General features: G+C 73.2%; 14 protein-coding genes. 5 read left to right on the top strand and 9 right to left on the bottom strand.

Annotated elements, in window-relative coordinates; all coding sequences use genetic code 11:
• Positions 1-442: 442 nt before the first annotated feature.
• Entirely contained in the window at positions 443-2,320 is a 1,878-nt protein-coding gene (locus AC3RKB_RS00725) for a heavy metal translocating P-type ATPase (protein WP_491434069.1), read from the bottom strand.
• Positions 2,321-2,413: 93 nt separating this feature from the next.
• On the bottom strand, positions 2,414-3,631 hold the full coding sequence (locus AC3RKB_RS00730; protein ID WP_491434070.1) for an NADP-dependent isocitrate dehydrogenase: 1,218 nt from the start codon (positions 3,629-3,631) through the stop codon (positions 2,414-2,416).
• A gap of 162 nt (positions 3,632-3,793) precedes the next feature.
• On the opposite strand from AC3RKB_RS00730, the gene AC3RKB_RS00735 reads away from it, so the two are divergent.
• Both AC3RKB_RS00735 and AC3RKB_RS00740 read left to right on the top strand, forming a co-directional pair.
• Entirely contained in the window at positions 3,794-4,252 is a 459-nt protein-coding gene (locus AC3RKB_RS00735) for a GNAT family N-acetyltransferase (RefSeq protein WP_491434071.1), read from the top strand.
• Positions 4,253-4,287: 35 nt separating this feature from the next.
• The gene (locus AC3RKB_RS00740) at positions 4,288-4,602 is read left to right on the top strand and encodes an MGMT family protein (protein ID WP_491434072.1); all 315 of its coding nucleotides are present in this window, start codon (positions 4,288-4,290) and stop codon (positions 4,600-4,602) included.
• A gap of 4 nt (positions 4,603-4,606) precedes the next feature.
• Here the strand turns inward: AC3RKB_RS00740 and AC3RKB_RS00745 are convergent, their stop codons facing one another.
• A complete protein-coding gene (locus AC3RKB_RS00745; protein WP_491434073.1) occupies positions 4,607-6,562 on the bottom strand; it encodes a sensor histidine kinase in 1,956 nt (651 codons plus the stop codon).
• 10 nt (positions 6,563-6,572) lie between these two features.
• A complete protein-coding gene (locus AC3RKB_RS00750; protein WP_491434074.1) occupies positions 6,573-7,244 on the bottom strand; it encodes a response regulator transcription factor in 672 nt (223 codons plus the stop codon).
• Between the two features lie 235 nt (positions 7,245-7,479).
• On the opposite strand from AC3RKB_RS00750, the gene AC3RKB_RS00755 reads away from it, so the two are divergent.
• The 3 genes from AC3RKB_RS00755 (at position 7,480) to AC3RKB_RS00765 (ending at position 13,167) form a co-directional block, all read left to right on the top strand.
• Positions 7,480-11,121, top strand: a complete 3,642-nt coding sequence (locus AC3RKB_RS00755; protein ID WP_491434075.1) for a DUF3376 domain-containing protein — start codon at positions 7,480-7,482, stop codon at positions 11,119-11,121.
• Positions 11,122-11,260: 139 nt separating this feature from the next.
• Entirely contained in the window at positions 11,261-11,839 is a 579-nt protein-coding gene (locus AC3RKB_RS00760) for a hypothetical protein (protein ID WP_491434076.1), read from the top strand.
• Positions 11,836-13,167, top strand: coding sequence for a type III PLP-dependent enzyme (locus tag AC3RKB_RS00765; RefSeq protein WP_491434077.1), 1,332 nt, complete (start codon positions 11,836-11,838; stop codon positions 13,165-13,167). The genes AC3RKB_RS00760 and AC3RKB_RS00765 overlap by 4 nt, the downstream gene beginning before the upstream one ends.
• 136 nt (positions 13,168-13,303) lie before the next feature.
• On the opposite strand, the gene AC3RKB_RS00770 is transcribed toward AC3RKB_RS00765, so the two are convergent.
• The 5 genes from AC3RKB_RS00770 to AC3RKB_RS00790 all read right to left on the bottom strand — a co-directional run bounded on the left by AC3RKB_RS00770 (position 13,304) and on the right by AC3RKB_RS00790 (position 19,880).
• Positions 13,304-15,112 (bottom strand): ABC transporter ATP-binding protein, encoded by a 1,809-nt coding sequence (locus tag AC3RKB_RS00770; RefSeq protein ID WP_491434078.1) that lies wholly within the window; start codon positions 15,110-15,112, stop codon positions 13,304-13,306.
• On the bottom strand, positions 15,109-16,935 hold the full coding sequence (locus AC3RKB_RS00775) for an ABC transporter ATP-binding protein (protein ID WP_491436723.1): 1,827 nt from the start codon (positions 16,933-16,935) through the stop codon (positions 15,109-15,111). The genes AC3RKB_RS00770 and AC3RKB_RS00775 overlap by 4 nt, the downstream gene beginning before the upstream one ends.
• Before the next feature lie 251 nt (positions 16,936-17,186).
• Positions 17,187-17,318: a hypothetical protein gene (locus tag AC3RKB_RS00780; RefSeq protein WP_491434079.1), complete on the bottom strand. Its 132-nt coding sequence runs from the start codon at positions 17,316-17,318 to the stop codon at positions 17,187-17,189.
• A 132-nt stretch (positions 17,319-17,450) separates the two neighbouring features.
• Complete coding sequence (ddaH, locus tag AC3RKB_RS00785; protein WP_491434080.1) at positions 17,451-18,707, bottom strand: dimethylargininase; 1,257 nt, start codon at positions 18,705-18,707, stop codon at positions 17,451-17,453.
• 75 nt (positions 18,708-18,782) lie between these two features.
• A complete protein-coding gene (locus AC3RKB_RS00790; RefSeq protein ID WP_491434081.1) occupies positions 18,783-19,880 on the bottom strand; it encodes a Glu/Leu/Phe/Val dehydrogenase dimerization domain-containing protein in 1,098 nt (365 codons plus the stop codon).
• Positions 19,881-19,934: the final 54 nt, after the last annotated feature.

Consider the following 19,934-nt stretch of genomic DNA (forward strand, 5'->3'; position numbering starts at 1 on the left):
CTCGGCCCCCTCCCCCTCCACCCCCGCCCAACACCGAGAAGTCGCACATGGTCGGTCCGACCCGCTATCCGCGACTTCTCGGCGAAGCGGCCCATGCCCTTCCGACCCGACGCGACGCGGGTCCCTCTCCCTCCACCTCCGGTCCCGAGTCGAGAAGTCGCACATGGTCGGTCCGACCCGCCATCCACGACTTCTCGGCGAAGCGCCGCATCCTTCCCGACCCGACGCAATCCCGGGCCCCTCTCCCTCCACCTCCGGTCCCGCGTCGAGAGGCGGCACATTGCTCACCCCACCCACCATGCGCGACTTCTCGATGAACGGGGCAGGCGCGGCACTGCGCGCGCGGCACGGGCGCGCGCGGCACGGGCGCGGGCGCGGGCGCAGGCGGGCGCGAGCGCAGGCGCCCCAGCGCGGGCGCGGTTCGAACCGGAGGGCGGGCGGGTCAGCGAGCGGATGCCGCGGTGCGCGTCCGCACGGGCGTCGCCGTCGCGGCATCCCGCCGGCTGCCGATCGCGCGCAGCGCCGCGAGGATCGCGGCGAGGTCCACGAGCTCCTGCAGGAGCGCCCCGGCCGTCGCGGGGATGAACCCGAACGCGGCCACGAGCATCAGCCCGACGCTGACGATGATGCCGAGCCAGATGCTCTGCAGCGCGATGCGCACGGTGTCGCGGCCGATCTCGACGGCCTTCGCGGTGCGCGAGATGTCGTCGACGAGGATCACGGCGTCGGCCGACTCGCTCGCCGCCGTCGCTCCCCGCGCCCCCATCGCGATACCGACGTCGGCCGCGGCGAGCACGGGCGCGTCGTTGACGCCGTCGCCGACCATGACGACCGGCCGCTCGGCGATCGCGGCGACCTCGTGCACCTTGTCGGCGGGCAGGCACTCGGCGCGCACGCGCTCGAGCCCGAGCTCCGCCGCGATGTGGTCGGCGGTCGCCTGCGCGTCGCCCGTGAGCATCATGGTGTGGTGCACGCCGAGTGCGTCGAGCCGCTCGAGGGTCCCGCGCGCGTTGCCGCGCAGGCGGTCGCGGGCGAGGAACGCCCCGGCGTAGCGTCCGTCGACGGCGACGTACACCGCCAGCTCGCCCGGCGCGATCTCCGTCCGGTGCGCGTCGGGCGCGTGCTCCTGCACGAACGCGAACTTGCCCACCACGACCTCGCGGCCGCCGATGCGGGCCGCCACGCCGTTGGTCGCGTCCTCGCGCGCGGCCTCGGCCTCGGCGAGGCGGATGCCCCGCGAGGTCGCGGCATCCATCATCGAGGCGGCGAGCACGTGCGAGGAGTACTGCTCGGCGGAGGCCACGAGCCGGAGGAGCTCGTCGGCGGAGAACCCCGGCTCGGGCCGGATCGCCACCAGTTCGGGCTCGCCGTGCGTGAGCGTGCCGGTCTTGTCGAACACCGCCATCTTCGCGCGGGCGAGCTGCTCGAGCACTCCCCCGCCCTTGACGATGATGCCGTTGCGCGCGGCACGGCTCATGCCGCCGATGAACGCGACGGGCGCCGCGATGAGCAGCGGGCACGGCGTCGCGAGCACGAGCACCTCGGCGAACCGGACGGGGTCGCCCGACACCCACCAGGCGACGCCCGCGAGCAGCAGCGAGAACACCGTGAACGGCACGGCGTACCGGTCGGCGAGCCGGACGACCGGCGCCTTGCTGGCGGCGGCCTCGCTGACGAGCGCGACGATCTGCTGGTACTGGCTGTCGGCGGCTCGCGCGGTCGCGGTCATCTCGACCGCGACGGGACCGTTGACCGACCCGCTCAGCAGCTCGTCGCCCGCGTGCTTCTCGACGGGCACGCTCTCGCCGGTGATCGACGACTCGTCGACCGAGGTCTCGGCCGAGCGGAGCGCGCCGTCGACCGGCACGATCTCGCTCGGCCGCACGAGCAGCACGTCGCCAGGCTCGACCTCGTCGACCGGGACGTCCTCGAAGTGGTCGTCGAGCACACGGTGCGCGCGCTGCGGCGCGCGGGTGAGCAGCGCGTCGAGTTCGCGCTTCGCGCGCCGGCCGGCGTAGTCCTCGAGAGCCTCCCCGCCGGTGAGCATGAGCACGACGATGAGCGCCGCGACGTACTCCCCCACCCAGACCGTCGCGACGATGGCCGTGACGGCGAGGATGTCGAGCCCCCAGTGCCCACGCAGGATGTCGCGCACCATGCCCACGGCCTGCCACGCCGCGATGCCCAGCGCGTAGACGCTGAAGATCCACGCGACCAGCCAGCCCTGCCCCGCGAGCGCGAGCGCGACGCCGACGAGCCCGATCGCGAGCGTGAGCGCGACGACCGGATAGCGCCTGATGAGACGGATGCCGCGGGCCATGTGCTCCATCCTCCCCGAGAACGCACGGGGTGGTCGAGAACGCCGACGGGCCGGATGCACGCGGCATCCGGCCCGTCGAACGGGACGCGTCGGCTACGCGGTCAGGCGCGCCTTGAGGTTCGCGTCGATCGTGTCGAGGAACTCCTCGGTCGTCTGGTACGCCTGGTCGGGTCCGACGAGGAGCGCGAGGTCCTTGGTCATCGCACCGGACTCGACGGTCTCGATGATCACGTCTTCGAGCGTGTGCGCGAAGTCGATGAGCTCCTGGTTGCCGTCGAGCTTGCCGCGGTGCGCGAGGCCGCGCGTCCAGGCGAAGATCGAGGCGATCGGGTTGGTCGAGGTCGGCTTGCCCTGCTGGTGCTGGCGGTAGTGGCGCGTGACCGTGCCGTGCGCCGCCTCGGCCTCGACGATGCTGCCGTCGGGCGTGGTGAGCACCGAGGTCATGAGGCCGAGCGAGCCGAAGCCCTGCGCGACGGTGTCGGACTGGACGTCGCCGTCGTAGTTCTTGCACGCCCAGACGTAGCCGCCCTCCCACTTGAGCGACGCGGCGACCATGTCGTCGATGAGGCGGTGCTCGTAGGTGAGGCCGGCCTCGTCGAACTTCGCCTTGAACTCGGTGTCGAAGACCTCCTGGAAGATGTCCTTGAAGCGGCCGTCGTAGGCCTTCAGGATCGTGTTCTTCGTCGAGAGGTAGACCGGGTAGCTGCGGGCGAGGCCGTAGTTCAGCGACGCGCGCGCGAAGTCGCGGATCGAGTCGTCGAGGTTGTACATGCCCATCGCGACGCCCGACCCCGGGGCCTGGAAGACCTCGAACTGCTGCGGCTCGGAGCCGTCCTGCGGGGTGAAGGTCATCGTGAGCGTGCCGGGGCCCTCGAACTTGAAGTCGGTGGCGCGGTACTGGTCGCCGAACGCGTGGCGGCCGACGATGATCGGCTTGTTCCAGCCGGGCACGAGGCGCGGGATGTTCGAGATGATGATCGGCTCGCGGAAGATCACGCCGCCGAGGATGTTGCGGATGGTGCCGTTCGGCGAACGCCACATCTTCTTGAGGCCGAACTCCTCGACGCGCGCCTCGTCGGGCGTGATCGTCGCGCACTTGACGCCGACGCCGTGCTTCTTGATCGCGTTGGCGGCGTCGACCGTGATCTGGTCGTCGGTCTCGTCGCGCTTCTGGATCGAGAGGTCGTAGTACTCGAGGTTCACGTCGAGGTACGGGTGGATGAGCTGGTCCTTGATGGCCTGCCAGATGATGCGGGTCATCTCGTCGCCGTCGAGCTCGACGACGGTACCTTCGACCTTGATCTTCGACAAGGGGCGGTCTCCTTGGGATCTCGTGGGATTGCGTGGGAAGCGAGGAAGTCTCGGGGTGGGTCCGACACGCCGCCTGCCAGCTTACCCCGTCGGCCGGATATCTCGACATCGAGACATTCGGGGCCTATCCGGCGCATCGGCCGAACGGTTAGGCTGCGATGCATGGCTGATCTGCGACTCGAAGAACTGAACGCGACGAACGTCGTGGCCGCGAACAACCTGTCGCTCAAGCCCGGGCAGGAGCAGTTCATCGCTCCCGTCACCTACGCCGCCGAGACCGCGGTCGTGAACCCCGCCACGGCGTGGCAGCGCGTCGCCCTCAACGGCGAGCGCGTCGTCGGGTTCATCCACGGCAACTTCGACCCCGAGAACGAGCACGAGGAGTTCCGCGCCTGCATCTGGCGCATCAACGTCGACGCCGAGGTGCAGGGCAAGGGCGTCGGCCGCTTCCTCGCGCACGCCCTCGCCGAAGAGGCCAAGCGCCGCGGCTTCGACCGCATCACGGTGCTCTGGGAGCCCGGCGACGAGGGCCCCGGCGAGTTCTTCCACCGCATCGGCTTCCGCGACATCGGCGAGACCCAGTACGGCGACGTCATCGGCGCGCTCGAGCTGAAGAGCTGAGCGACCGCTCGCCAGAGGCGGTCGAGGGGCGACGGATGGCGCAGCACGCCGCCGGATTCGTCGACGCCGTGCTCGACGTGGTCGGCGACATCCCGCCGGGCCACGTCATGACCTACGGCGACGTCGCGGCCGCGCTCGGTTCACGTGCCGCCCGCGCCGTCGGACAGGTCATGGCGCGCTACGGGTACGCGGTGCCGTGGTGGCGGGTCGTCCGCGCGGGCGGCCGCCCCCCGGCCGGGCACGCGGCGGCCGCGCGCGAGCACTACGACGCCGAGGGCGTGCCGATCCGGCCGGTCGACGACGCCGACGGCTACCGCATCGACCTCGCCGCCTGTCGCTGGCGGGGCTGAGCCCTCACACGTCGGCCGGCGTGCCGATGCCGCCCGACGCCACGCCCGCCTCGCTGGGTCCATCGGGCGCGGGATCGCCCGGCTCGGCGGCGACGAGCAGTCCCGACGTCGCGATCGGACGGCCCGGACCGCGGTCCGCCCCGCTGGAGGCCGCGGCGGCCGGGCCGGCCTCCGCCGCCGCGAGCTCCTCGTGCGTCACCGGCATCCGCACGGTCACGGTGGTGCCCGCGCCGCGCGGGCTGTCGAGCGCGATCGAGCCGCCCACGGCGTCGACGCGGTCGGCGATGCCGAGCATGCCGGTCCCGGCCTCGAGCGACGCTCCGCCGACGCCGTTGTCGCGCACGGTCAGCACGAGCTCGTCGCCCTCGACCCGGGCGCGCACCCAGGCGCGGGTCGCCTGCGAGTGCTTCGCGACGTTGGCGAGCGACTCGGCCACGACGAAGTACGCCGTCGACTCGAGCAGCTCCGGAAGCCGACCCTCGGCCTGCACGTCGACCTCGACGGGCACCGAGCAGCGCCCGGCGAGTTCGGGCACGGCGAGCGCGAGGCCGCCCTGCGAGAGCAGGCTCGGGTGGATGCCGTGCGCGAGCTCGCGCAGTTCCTTCAGGCCCACGTTCAGCGTCGCGATGCACGACTCGAGCTCCTCGGCCAGCACCGGCTGCCCGGAGGCGCGCGCGTCGTTCGCGGCGAGCCGGAGCCGCATGCCGAGCGAGACCAGCTGCTGCTGGGCGCCGTCGTGCAGGTCGCGCTCGATGCGGCGCCGGGCCTCGTCGCCCGCCTCGACGATGCGCTGGCGCGACTGGCGCACGTGCTCGAGCGTGCGCTCGACCTCGGACCGCAGTCGTCCGTTGTCGACCGACAGCCGCAGTGCGCTCGAGACGCCGTCGAGCAACCGCATGTTGTCGGTGAGCACGCGGTCGTGCCGGATGAGGGCGATCGGCAGCCCGGTCGGCGACGCGACCGGGAGGATGCTGTGCCCGCGGCTGGCCTCGTTCGAGTCGATGGGCCGGCCCGCGGCATCCACGTACCGGCCGCGCTCCTCGTCCCACCAGTAGACCCGGACGGTGTCGTCGCGGAGCGTGCGGGCGAGGGATTCGGCCCAGAGTCCGCGGTCGGCGCCCTCGCGCGTGATCCGCATGAGGTCGGCGACGCGGGCGCGCATGTTCCGCGCGTGCGCGACGCCGGCGACGAAGCAGACGGGCACGGAGGCCATCGCGACCAGGCCGACCGTGTCGAGCGCCATGTCGCGCTGTGCGGAGAGCACGTAGTTGGCCGCCTGGACGGCGATCATGGACGCCCAGGCCAAGAGGGCGATCGGCATGAGGAACGCCACCGCGCGGGCGGGCACGCTTCCGCGCATCCAGCGCACGAGCAGGCGCCCGGCGATCACGAGCGCGAGCGCGCCCCCCACGATCCGGTAGCCGATGTCGACCAGGCCGAACAGCATGGGCGCGTCCGCCACCCGGTACGGGTTCGCGACGCACTCGCACGGCACCGCGTCGGGCCCGGCCAGCAGGAGGACCGCGAGGAAGTTCACGAGGGTCGCCACGAGCGCCGTGGTCGCGATCACGCGGTCGAACCGGTCGCCGAGCCATCCGCGCGGGTAGACCAGCACCAGGATGCCCGCGACGACCGCCCACGCGAGGTCGATGCCGCGCAGGATCGGCCAGAGCCATCCGAACTGCTCGATGGCCTGGTAGAACGTCTGGGGGATCCACAGCACGACGAAGAGGATCATCAGCCGCGCAGGCACCGCGTTCGGCCCGATCGCCCACGCGACGCCGGCGCACGCCGCGAACACGAGCGGCACCATCGCGTGCAGCGTCGAATACGACACCTCGGGCCGGTCGGCGACCGGCGTGGCGATGAACCCCGAGATCGCCATCGCGAGGCTCACCGCGACGACGGTGGCGATGATCGCGGTCCGGCGTGCGATCCGGCCGCGGCGACCCGGGGCCATCACAGTGGCATCACCTCTGGCCGAGGAGCGTCAGCACCGCGAGCACGCGGCGGTGGTGCTCCGGAGACTCCTCGAGATCGAGTTTCTGCAGGATGCTGCGGACGTGGGTCTCCACGGTCTTCAGGCCCAGGAAGAGGGCCTGCGCGATGCCGCCGTTGGAGTAGCCCTGCGCCATGAGCTCGAGCACCGACCGCTCGCGCTCGGTGAGGCGCGCGAGCGGGTCGTCGGCGCGCGTGCGCTGCACGAGCTGTTCGACGACCTCGGGGTCGACGACCGAGCCACCGGAGGCGACCGTCTGCACCGCGCGCACGAGCGTCTGCGGCTCGGAGACCCGCTCCTTCAGCAGGTAGCCGGTGCCACTGCCGGCGCCCATGACGCGCAGCGCGTACTCGGGCGTCGCGTACATCGACAGCAGCAGCACGCCGAGGTCGTCGCCGCGCTCGCGGATGCGCTCGAGGGCGACGATGCCCTCGTCGCGGTGCGTCGGGGGCATGCGGATGTCGAGGACCGCCGCGTCGAGGTCGTACTCGTCGAGCGCCGCGAGCAGCTCGTCGGCGGTGCCGACGGACGCCACGACCTCGATGCCCCCGCCCTCGAGCACCTTCGCGATGCCCTCGCGCAGCAGCAGGGCATCGTCGGCGATCGCGACCTTGAGGGGTCGCTCACCCTCGACCTGTTCCATGGCACCTCCGTTCGAAGGCGTGCGTGAGCCCCCGACGTCCATGCGCCGCCTATCGCGAGGCTATCGCGGTCGTCGGACGCCCCGCGCGGTCCCAGTTCTGGGGACAACCCGGATGCAGTCCTCCGCCTCGTCTGCCACGCTGGGTTCATCCGCGTGCGCCCTGCCCCGACCGCGCGGCACTGCCCATCCGCGCGGCCCGTCGAGGCGCCGCGCGCGCCGATCCCCGAGGAGCGCCATGGACCGGAACGTCGCGCCCGCCCCATCCGTCGCCGCGCACGCGGTCCAGCCCGCCGCGCCCGCCGCGCCCGCCGCGCCCGCCGCGCCCGCCGCCGAGCGGACGACCACGTCGGACCGTCCGGTGCGCGTGGTGGTCGTGCGGCCCGACGAACGCGTCGACGAGGTCGCGGCGCGACATCCGGGCGCCACGCCCTCGTTCAACCGGACCCTGCGGGTCGCCCTGGCCATGCGCGGCGGCGTGAGCCTGGCGGTGTGGATCGGCGGCGCCGTCGCCGAGCTCGACCTCCTGCGCCGCATCCGCCTCTACGACACCGGTGCCGAGACGCTCGCGCTCGTGCCCGAGACGGCCGGCCGGCCCCTCGCGCCGCCCGTCCTCACGAGGCTGCGCGCGTACGCCGAGATGCTCGACGCCGCCGGCTACGACCGGGTCGAGTTCGACCTGCTCGCCGGCGCGAGCGCGGGCGGGCTCAACGCGGTGGTCTACGCGGTCGCCCAGCGCGCCGGCACAGGCCTCGACGGGCTCCTCCGCACGTGGGGACGCGTGGGCGGGTTCTGGGGTCTCCTGCACCCGCCGGGGTCGCGGCGCATCCTGGCGCTCATGCAGGGCGAGGACTACTTCCGCGCGCGCACCTACGAGGCGCTCGAGGAGATCTACGAGACGACCGATCGGCACCCCGACCTCGTCGCCTCGTACACGGGCGTCGACCTCTCGGCGACCGTGATCGACGCCGGCGACGAGTTCGAGGAGGACGCGAACGAGGGTCGCGGCCACTTCCGCTTCGTCGGCAGCGACGAGCACCTGCTCGACAACCGCATCCCGAGCCGGCACGATGGGATCGACGAGACCGGCCGGAGCGACGACCTCGCGAGCCTGTCGCGGCTCGCCCTCGCCGCCCGCTCGACGTCGTCGCTGCCCGGGGGCTTCGAGCCCGCGAACATCGACTCGACCGGCGGCGCCGCCGGCGAACCAGAGGACGCCGAATCGCGCGGCATGCGCTTCGCGTTCGCCGCGCACCGCCCGGAGCCGGGAACGCCCTACCGCATCGTCGACGGGGCCGTGTTCGACAACGTGCCCATCGAGCGCGCCCTGCGCTCGGCGCGCTCGCGCGTCTCCGACCGCCGCGCCGACCGCGTGATGCTCTTCCTCGATCCCGAACCCGACCCGCCCCTGGGCGGCGCCACCCCCTGGGACGCGAACGCGTCGCGGTTCTTCCGCGCGATCGGCGCGATGCTCTCGCGCCAGTTCCGTCGCGAATCGGTGGCCCGCGAGGTCGCCGAGCTCGAGCGCTTCAACGCCGAGCGGCTCGTCGCCGCCGCGCGCCTCGACAGCGCGGCGCCGCTCGTCGCCGCGGCATCGTGGACCCACGACGCGATCCAGGAGCGCCGCCGTGCGTACGTCCGAGCGCTCGGCGTCGACCTCGCCGAGCACCTCGCCTCGACCGCGTCGGCGCCGAGCCTGTGGCAGCTGAGCTCATCGCTGCCGCAGCGCCGGCGCTACCGCCCCATCCCCAGGATCCGGCTCGCCGGGCTCGGCGAGACGTGCACGGCGCGCTTCGCCTCGATGAACGTCGCCGAGACGGCAGCCGTGTCCCGGTCGCCGCTCGCGCTCGCCGACGCGGCGAACTGCGTGCTCGGCTGGGCGCGCGCGCTCGAGGCCCTGCCCGCCGAGCCGGGCTCGCGCCGAGGGCTCGCGCTGCCCGAGGTGCGGAAGGCCGCGTACGGCGCGCTCAGCCAGGCGATCCGCTGGCGCGACGAGCTCACCGCGCGCGTGCTCGAACTCACCGACAAGGCCGCGACCCGCGACGGCGCGCCCACCGCGGCCGACTTCGACGCGTGGGTGACGACGTGGCTCGCCGCATCCGCCCGCATCAAGGCGCCCGAGCTGTGGAGCGAGCTCGACACGGCCGTCGCGCGGCTCCGCCTGCTGACGGCGCGCATCGAGCAGGAGGCCGCCGCCGGACGCCGCGACCTCCCGCCGTCGTGGACCGGGTCTGCGTGGCGTCCGCTCGGCGCGACCACGGCGCTCGCCGCCGCCGACCTCCCGCCGCTCTACCACGCCGCCGGCATTCCCGCCGCGCTCTCGCACGTGCGGTACTGGCCGATCGGCGTCGACGAGGTGCCCGACGACCCCGGCAGCTTCCGGACCCTCGCGAGGGATCGCTGGTACGTGATCCTCGGCCGCGTGCTGCGCACGCCGGGCCTCACGCCCGCGCAGGCGGCGGCCGAGATCCGCCGGGCCTCGGAGCAGGTCGCCCTCGACCGGCAGTCCAAGCTCGCCGGCTACGGGTTCGGGAACTTCCTCGGCTTCCTCGCGAGCGAGTGGCGCGTGAACGACTGGTGGTGGGGCCGGCTCGACGGCGCGGCGGGCATCGCGCGCTTCTTCAGCTCGCTGGAGCCCGAAGCAGTGAAGACGGATGTCGCGGTGCGCGTGCTGCAGGACGCGGTGCTCGAGGAGTCCGACGAGCCCGAGTTCGCGAAGGAGGGGCTGTCGCCGCTCGAGCGCGTGCCCGCGCCGGCGCCGCCTGCGGCGCCTGCGCCCGCGCCCGGCGAGCCGGCCGCGGCCGCCCCGCCTCGCCTCTCCCGCCGCGAGCGCCTGCGCGCCGGGACCGACACGATCCTGAACCTCGATCCCGCGTACCGGTTCGCGATCGCCTCGCGCACCGTGCGACTGCTCGACCGGGTCGTCGTGCAGCCGGTGGGCTGGGCGGCGCGGATCGTCGCCCAGACCGTGCTGGCGTTCCTCCGGCCCGTGCTCGTCGCACTCCCCGCCGCGTTCGACCCGCCCCGGCTCGCCCTCGTCGCCGGGTTCGTCGCCGCGGTCGCGTGGCCGCTGACCTGGGAGCCCGTCGAGTGGCCCGAACCGGGGTGGATCGTGGGCGCGAGCATGGTGGGCGCCGCCGCGATCGCCGCGATCTGGTTCGCCGTCGTGTCGACGCAACGCCACTGGCACCGCGTCGCGGAGGCGATCGGCGGCGACCTCGGCACCGTCGCGGAGACCGCGCGCGTGACCGCCCGGAAGCGCGCATACGTCATGGCCGGCGTCGCGAGCGCGAGCGTCGTGCCGCTCGCGATCGCGCTGCTGCAGAGCAACTTCCTGCTCATCGTGCTGTGCCTCGGGGTCACCGCCGTGCTCGGCGCGATCGCGCAGCGACTCGCCTCGTCGGCGCGGCGCGCGCCGATCCCCGGCCGCGACCGCCGGACGATCGCGATGGTCGTCGTGTTCGGGCTGCTCGGCGGTATCCTGCCGCTCATGCAGCTGGCCTGGGACCTCCTGGGCGACCTTCCGCCGTGGCTCGCGCCCGACGAGCGCTGGAACCTCCTCGTGCTCGGCGTCGGCGCCGCCGCGGTCACGATCACGCTCACCGTGGGGTGGCTGCGCATCGGGCGGACGCCGGCGCAGATCGGCGCGACCGGCGGCGTGAACTGGATCACCGTGACCGTGGTCGCCGTCGCGGCCGGGGCCCTCGCGCACTGGATCGCGACCGACTTCTTCACGGTCGGCATCGCCGACCTGCTCGCCGACGTGATCGCCGCGGCCGCGTTCATCCTGGCGTGGGCGAACGTGCTCTGGTGGATGCCCGAGGGCGTTCGCGGGCTGCCCGACATCCCGGACCGGGTGGAGCGCGCCCCGCTCGCGTAGGCCCGGCCCTCACGCATCGTGGTGGTCGAGTAGCACCGAAGGCGCGTATCGAGACCTCCGCGGGTTCAGGGCGTGCCCCGAGCCGGTCGGCGGGCCTCTCCGGATCCCGCCGGAGAGGCCCGCTGACAGGCTCGCGGACATGTCGGGAACGGATCGCGGACGCGTCGCGCAATGGATCGCGCGCTACCTGCCGCTCGAGGTGCTCGGCACGCTCGCGGCGGTGGCCGGATCCTGGGCGGCGTACGAGGCGACCGGTTCGATCGTCGTCGCCGCGGTGGCCGGCACGATCGCGGAGGGCATCGGTTACTACGCGCTCGTGGTCGTCCGCAGCATCCGGGGGCACCTGACGTCCCGGCGCGTCGCCCGCGTGGGCGGTCGCACCCGGCGCGCGGCGCTCGCGACGGCGCTGACGCTGCGTGGCATGCTCGCCGAGTTCGGCCCGGCCGAGGTGCTCGACACGTTCCTCGTGCGGCCGGCGCTGCTCGTCGCCGCGGCCGCCTGGCTCGGCCCGAACCCGACCGGATGGCTCGTGGGCAAGCTCGCCGCCGACGCCGTCTTCTACGCCGTCGCGATCGCCTCGTTCGAGCTCGGTCGGCGCGTCATCCTGCCCGACGGGCACGCGGATGCGACATCCGCCCGCCGCCGGCGCACCGAACCCGCGCACGACCGCACCGACGCGACGCCGGCCGCGACCCGCCTGGAAGGGGCACTCCGATGAGCCTCATCACCCGCACCGACCCGCGCATCGCGGTCGTCGACGCCCTGGTCGCCCGGCCGCGGCGAACGCAGCGCCGCCGCCCGCCGACCGAGGCGGCGCCGCCGGCCGAGCGCCCGCCGCACCGCGAGCTCGTCCGCCGCGAGCTCGCCGCGTACGCGCAGCGCATCCGCCTCGGCGACCTCGTCCGCGACCACGGCTCGCCGCTGTTCCTGCTCGACACCGACCGGGTCACGACCCAGCTGCTCGAGCTGCGCCGCGAACTGCCCGGCGTCGGCATCCACTTCGCGACCAAGTCGCTGCCGCACCCGGCCGTCATCGCCGCCGTGCACGCGTTCGGCGCATCGTTCGAGGTCGCCTCGCGCGGCGAGCTCGACCTGCTCGAACGCCAGGGCGTGCCGGCCGGCGGATGCCTGCACACCCACCCCGTGAAGACGGTCGCCGACATCACGGGCGCCTACCTGCGCGGCATCCGCACCTTCGTCGTCGACAGCCCCTCGGAGGTCGGCAAGTTCGCGGGGCTGCCCACGGACGACCTCGGCGTGCTCGTGCGGCTCTCGTTCCCGAACCCCGGCGCGAAGTCCGACCTGTCGTCGAAGTTCGGCGTGGCCCCCGAGGACGCGCCCGCGCTCGTCGAGCGCTGCCTCGCGTCGCGACTGCGGGTGCGCGGGTTCACGTTCCACGTCGGCAGCCAGACCACGTCGGCCGAGCCGTGGCGTCGCGCGATCGCGACGACGCTGCAGCTCATGCGCACGCTCGAGGCGCGTCACGGCATCCGCTTCGAGGTGCTCGACGCCGGCGGCGGGTTCCCGGTCGCGTACGACGAACCCGTGCCGTCGCTCGCGACGCTGGCCGGCGGCATCCGCTCGGCCCTCGCCGCCGTGCCCTCGCACGTGCGGGTCGTCGTCGAGCCCGGCCGCTTCGTCGCGGCCCCCGCGATGACACTGGTGACGCGCGTGATCGGCACGAACGACCGCGCCGACGGGCGCTGGCACTACCTCGACGAGGGCCTGTACGGGGCGTACTCGAACATCCCCGCCGAGGACGTGCACGCGCTCGTCTTCGCCGCGGCCGAGCTCGGCGTGCAGCCCGTCGGCGACGACGCGGCCGAGCGCGCGACCCGGCGCATCCTCACGCGCACGCGCGTGCCCGTGACGCTCGCCGGACCGACCTGCGACAGTGTCGACGTGGTCGCGCGCCGGCTGCCGCTGCCGCCGCTCGCCGACGGCGACCTCCTCGTCTCGCCGATGATGGGCGCGTACACGTGGGCGACCGCGACCGGGTTCAACGGCATCGCGCCGACCCCGGTGGTGGTCCTCCCCCACGCCTGACGCCCACCGATCTCAGGACGACGGACGCCCGTCAGGACGCGAATCGGCGAATCGTCCTGAGCCGCCTCCGTCGTCCTGAATCGGTGAGCGGGCCGGACGGCGCGGGCGCGCGCCCGCGCCATCCGCCCGCCCTCGCCTACACGAGGGAGTCGCGCCAGGCCGCGTGCAGCGCCGCGAACCGGCCCGTGCCGCCGATGAGGTCGGCGGGCGCGCCGTCCTCGACGATGCGGCCGTGCTCCATGACGAGCACGCGATCGGCGATCGCGACCGTCGAGAGTCGGTGCGCGATGATCACCGCGGTGCGGTCGGCCAGCAGGGTCTGCAGGCCCTCCTGCACCATCCGCTCGCTCGGGATGTCGAGCGAGCTCGTCGCCTCGTCGAGGATCAGCACCGCGGGGTCGGCGAGGAACGCGCGCGCGAACGAGATCAACTGCCGCTGACCCGCCGAGACCCGCCCGCCGCGCTTGTTCACGTCGGTGTCGTACCCGTTCGGCAGGCCCTCGATGAACTCGTGCGCGCCGACCGCCTTCGCCGCGGCGACGATCTCGTCGGGCGTCGCGTCGGGCTTGCCGAGCGCGATGTTGTCGGCGACCGACCCCGAGAAGAGGTACGCCTCCTGCGTGACCATGACGATCGCGCGGCGCAGGTCCTTCGGGTGCATGCGGCGCAGGTCGACCCCGTCGAGCTCGACGACGCCGTCGCTCGGGTCGTAGAAGCGCGCGATGAGCTTCGCGAGCGTCGACTTGCCGGCGCCGGTCGAGCCGACGAGCGCGACGGTCTGCCCCGCCGGGATGTCGAGGTCGAACCTCGGCAGCACGACGCGGTCGCGCGTGTACGCGAACTCGACGCCCTCGAAGCGCACTCGACCGTCGGCGGCCCACAGGTCGATCGGGTCGGTCGGGTCGGGCACGCTCGGCTGCTCCTCGAGCACGCCCGAGATCTTCTCGAGCGCGGACGCGGCCGACTGGTAGGAGTTGTAGAACATCGCGAGCTCCTCCATCGGGTCGAAGAAGCGCTTGGTGTAGAGCACCGCCGCGAGCAGCACGCCCACCTCGAGCACGCCGTCGACCACCCGGAAGCCGCCGATCAGCAGCACGACCGCGACCGCGACGTTGCCGATGAGCGCGAGCGACGGGTTGTAGACCGCGAACAGGCCGAGCACCCGCGCGTTCACGTCGCGGTACTCCTCGGTCAGGTCGCGGAACTCGCGCTCGTTGCGGGCCTCCTTCCGGAACGCCTGCACCGCGCGGATGCCGGTCATGGTCTCGACGAACTGCACGATGAGCTTCGCGCTCGCAACGCGCGAACGGCGGAAGAGCTTCTGCGAACGCACCTGGAACCACCGCGTGAGCAACGCGAGCGGAACCAGGGTCGCGACGAGCACGAGCCCCGAGATCCAGTCGAGCCACACGAGCGCGATGGCGGTGAACACCATGTAGAGCACGCCGCGCACGAGCTGGTTGATGCCCTCGTCGAGCAGCTCCCGGATCGCGTCGAGGTCGCTCGTCTGCCGCGAGATGATCCGGCCCGACGTGTACGACTCGTGGAACTCGAGCGAGAGCTTCTGGGTGTGCAGGAACACGCGCGTGCGCAGGTCGATGAGCACGGCCTGGCTGATGCGCGCGGCCAGGCGGATGTACCACGCGATCAGGAACGCGCCGACGGCGCCGGTCGCGAGGTACGCGAGGCCGGCGAGCCCGACGGGCATCCAGTCCTGTCGCATCAGCGCCGGAAGGCCCTGGTCAATGCCGTACGCGATGAGGGCGGGACCGGCGACCTGGGCGCCCGTCGAGACCACGACGATCGCCATCGTGAGCCACAGCTGGGCGCGCACCGGGTGCAGCAGCGACCCGAGCAGGCGCAGGCTGCGCCCGCGGAGCTGGCGCGACTCCGCCTTGGTGTACTCGTGGCGTTCCTCGCCCTGCACCCCGTTCACGGTGCTCATCGGGTCGCCTCCTCTCGTGCGATGTCCTCCGGTGATCGAATGGCGAGCCCCTCATCGTCGTCGATGCGGTCGGATGCCTCGGCCTGTGCGCGTCGCTCGTCGACCTCCAGGCTCGAGATCACGAAGCGGTAGTGGTCGGACTCGTGCAGCAGTTCGGAGTGAGTGCCGACGGCCGTGATCCGCCCGTCCTCGAGCAGGGCGACGCGGTCGGCGAGCATCACCGTCGAGGGCCGGTGCGCGACGATCAACGCGGTGGTCGAGGCGAGCACGGTGCGCAGCTCGGCCTCGACCTTCGCCTCGGTCGCCACGTCGAGCGCCGACAGCGGATCGTCGAGCACCAGCACCGCGGGCTTCGCCGCGACCGCGCGCGCGAGCGCGAGTCGCTGCCGCTGGCCGCCGGAGAGGCTCATGCCCTCCTCGCCGACCTTCGTGTCGACGCCGTCGGGGAGCCCGTAGGCGAATCCCGCCTGCGCGATGCGCAGCGCCTCGTCGAGCACGCGTTCGGCCTCGGTCGCGACCGCCGGGTCGGCCGCCGCATCGCCGGTCAGCTCGGGGCGACCCAGCAGCACGTTCTCGCGCACCGACGCCGAGAACAGCGTGGCATCCTCGAACGCCATCGCGATGTGCCGACGGAGCTCCTCGCGTGTGAGCGCGCGCACGTCGACGCCGTCGAGCGTCACCGAACCCGACGTCACGTCGTAGAGGCGCGTCGCGAGCGCGGTCATCGTGGTCTTGCCCGAGCCGGTGAGGCCGACGAGCGCCATCGTCTCACCGGGCTCCAGCACGAGGTCGATGCCGTCGAGCAGGTCGCCGAAGCGGTCCGGCGAGTCCTGGTAGCGGAAGTGCACGTCGTTGAAGGCGAGCTCGCCACGCGGCCGCTCGACCGACCGCGGCGCATCCGGGTCGGTGACCGTGTTCTCGCTGTCCATGATGTCGAAGAAGCGGTCGGTGGCCGTGCGCGCGTCGAGCGAGAACGCGAGCAGGAAGCCGATCGACTCGATCGGCCACGCGAGCACCGCCGCGGTGGCGAAGAAGGCGACGAGCTCACCCACCGTGAGCTGCCCCTGCGCGGCGAGCCACACGCCGAGCACGAGGCAGGCCGCGAGCGCGACGGCGGGCACGATGAGGATCCAGATCCAGATGCTCGCGTCGAGGCGCGCCTTCTCCATCTCGGTCGAGCGCAGCTGCTCGGCCTGCGCCCGGAACGAGCTCAGGGCGTGCTTGCCGCGGCCGAAGGCCTTCAGCACCCGGATGCCGTGCACCGACTCCTCGACCGCGGTGGCGAGGTCGCCCGACTGGTCCTGGCTCCGCCTGGACACCTCTGAGTAGCGGCCCTCGAAGCGGTAGCCGACGATCCAGAGCGGCACCGAGCAGGCGAGGAAGACCAGGCCGAGCACCCAGCTCATCGAGATGAGCACGATGGCGCCGACGATGAGGACCAGGAGGTTGCCGACCAGCAGCACGAGCCCGAATGCGAGCCAGCGACGGATGAGCGAGAGGTCGCTCACGGCGCGCGAGAGCAACTGGCCGCTCGGCCAGCGGTCGTGGAAGCTCACCGGCAGGTCCTGGAGCTTGCCGTAGAGCGCGTCGCGCATGCGCGCCTCGACCCGTGTCGTCGGGGTCAGCACGAGCCAGCGGCGCAGCGCGAACATCGCCGCCTCGCCCACGCCGAGCGCGAGCACGAGCAGCGAGAGCGGCACGACCGCCGCGCGATCGCCGTCGGCGAGCGGGCCGTCGACGACCTGCTCGAGCACCTGCGGGATCGCGAGCGCGATGAGCTGTGCGACGAGGTACGCGGCCATGCTCGCGACGATCGCGGGCATCGCCGGCCCGACGTATTCGCGCAGGCGCAGGAGGGCGCGCACCGTTCCGGTGCGCTGCGCGTGCGGAGGGTGGGAGTGGTGGTGGGTGGCGGTCACGCCGGTTCCTTCCGGGAAGCACGACGGGTCGCGTCGATGCGGACCTCGTCGGTGGAAACGCGAGAGCGGCGCGCGTGATTCCGCGCGCGAAGCTGCGGGGACGATGGAGCCCCGCGGGAAACGGCCGGCATCCCGCCGGCAGGACGGTGCCGGAGCTAGGCGGCGGCGACCGTGGCGGAGGCTGCGGCGGGGACGGACGCCGGGACGAGCGGACCGAACGCCGCGACCGAGCGGGCGGGGTAGTCGGTGGTCAGCATGTCGTCCTCCAGCGTCGTCGTCGTTGTCACGAACCTCGGGCCTCCACGGATGGTTCCCCGAGTGGCCAGCCCTTCAGAGTATGGGGTCACCGCCGCGGCGCGCAAGACTCGATTTTCCCGACGCGACCCGTGCTCGCAGCGCCATCCGCTCGTGGTGGCCCCTCAGCGCACCCGAACCGACAGGCAGGTCACGCAGCCCTCGAGCTTCTCGAACTCGCTGATGTCGACCGTCACGACCCGGTAGCCGAGGCCCGACAGCAGCGCCGCCGTGCGCGGCGCCGAGGCCGACATGAGCAGCGTCTCGTCGGAGAGCACGACGACCGCGACGCCCTCGGGCTCGGGCACCGGCAGGAACCGCGGGAACAGCGTCGTGTGCTCGATGAGGGCGGGATCGCCGATGACCGTGCCGTCGGGCAGCGCCGTCACGACGCTCTTCAGGTGCAGGGTCTTCGTGACCGGCACCGCGACGACGGTGTAGCCGCGGGGCACCAGGATGGCGCGGAGCTGGCGGATGCCCTCGGAGTTGGTGCGCGTCGACGCGCCGACGTAGACGACGTCGCCGACCTTGAGCACGTCGCCGCCGTCGAGGGTGCCCGGCGCGGCGATCTGCGCGACCGAGACCCCGGGCATCGCGCGGACCGCCCGCTCGACCGCGTCGATCTCGGGCTTGCGCGAGTCGGCGCCGGGGTTGGCGAGCACGGCGAGGTCCTCGAAGAACACCACGGTGTCCTCGATGAAGACCGAGTCGGGCAGGTCGGGGGCCGCGTCGACCTCGACGGTGTCCCACCCCTCGGCGACGAGCGCGGCGCAGTAGTCGTCCCACTGCTCGTCGGCCCGGGCCTGGTCGACCGGACGCCGTTCGATGTGGGTCAGCTCGCCCTCGTCGAGGTTCGATGCGGGGATGCGCACGAGTGCGACATGCCGTGTGACCGACTTCGGGCGGTGACGCAGCACCCCGCGCGCGACGCGCGGCGCGAGGAACACCTCGGCGAGGACCGCCGCGATGATGAACACGAGGTTGATGCCGACGAGGGTGCCGATCAGGAGCGAGAAGACCTCGGCCGTGACCGCGACGCCCGACGTGAGCACGTTCACGCTCGCGGCGAGCATCGTCGCGAGCACCGCGGAGGTCAGGCCGACCGGTAGCGCCAGGAACCAGGCGCGCAGCGCACCGGCGGCGTTGCCCACGCACAGCAGGGCCCACAGCACGACCGCCGCCAGCGCGAAGTACGGCATCGCCTGGCCGAGGATCGCCGTGTTCTGCCCCTGCCCGATGAACGTCGCCAGCACGCCCGAGGCGAACGCGACCGTCGCGACCACGGCCGCCGACGCGATCGCCGCGAACGAGCGACGAGCCACCGACGCCTGTGCGTGGGTCCGGTCGGGCATGGCGGGAGGACGTGTCGCAGGGGGCGTCATGGGCACGAGCCTATCGGCCCGGCCGTGCCCGGTCGGACGGCGCCGGACCCGCCCCGGCACCGTCCGACCGCGACGTCAGCGCGCGGCGTCCAGGCGCGTGCGCGCGAGCCGCTCGGCGGCCTCGAGCGTCGTGATGCCGGCGATGTCGGCATCGCGCAGCACCGCGCCGACGACGTCGCCGATGCCGGCGATCCGGTGGTCGAGCTCGTCCTGCCCGATGCCGGGCGCGGATGCGAGGTCGAGGTAGACGACGCCGCCGGCGTTCACCACGAAATCGGGTGCCCAGACGATGCCGCGCTGCCGCAGCATCCGGGCCACGTCGCGGTCGGCGAGCTGGTTGTTGGCCGCGCCGACGACGGCGCGCACCCGCAGCTCGTCGACGACCTCGGGCGTCAGCACGCCGCCCAGCCCGCACGGCACGAACACGTCGGCCTCGACGCGGTGCGCGTCGGCCGGGTCGACCCAGGTGGCGCCGAGCTCGTCGGCGAGCGCGCGCTTGGACGCCGCGACATCGGTCAAAGTGAGGCGGGCGCCGCCCGCGGCGAGGGCCCGGGCGAGGCGGCCGCCGACCTGGCCGAGGCCCGCGACGACGAAGTGACGGCCGGCGACGTCGCGCGACCCGAACACGTGCTCGAGCGTCGCGAGGATGCCCGCGTGCACGCCCGCGGCCGTGGCATCGGCCGGCTCGCCGACGCCGCCCTGGTCGGCGGGCAGGCCGCAGACGTGCTCGGTGCGCTCGTGCACGAGGGCCATGAGCTCGGCGCTGGTGCCCACGTCCTCGGCGGTCATGTAGGCGCCGCCGAGCGACTCGACGGCGTCGCCGAGGTCGAGCATGGCGTCGTGGCGGCGCGCATCGTCGAGGGTCTCGCCCGCCGGGATGCAGACGACGGACTTGCCGCCGCCGCGGGCGAGGCCGGCGGCGGCGTTCTTGAGCGTCATGGCCTGCGAGAGGCGCAGGGCGTCGGCGAGCGCGTCGGTCCAGTGCTCGTACTGCCAGACGCGGGCGCCGCCGAGGGCCTGGCCGAGTGCGGTGCTGTGCACCGCGACGATGATCGTGAGCCCGGAGCGCGGACCGCGCGTGATGAGCACGCGTTCGTGGTCGGGGGCGTCGACGGGCAGTGCGGCGTGGACTTCGTGGGCAGGGGCAGGGACGGGGGCGTCCATGATCGTCATCGATCGTTCTCCTTGTTCATCGCCTTGTGGGCGCGGCAGTGCAGGCGCTTCGTG

It is taken from the genome of Agromyces capsici (assembly GCF_058349965.1).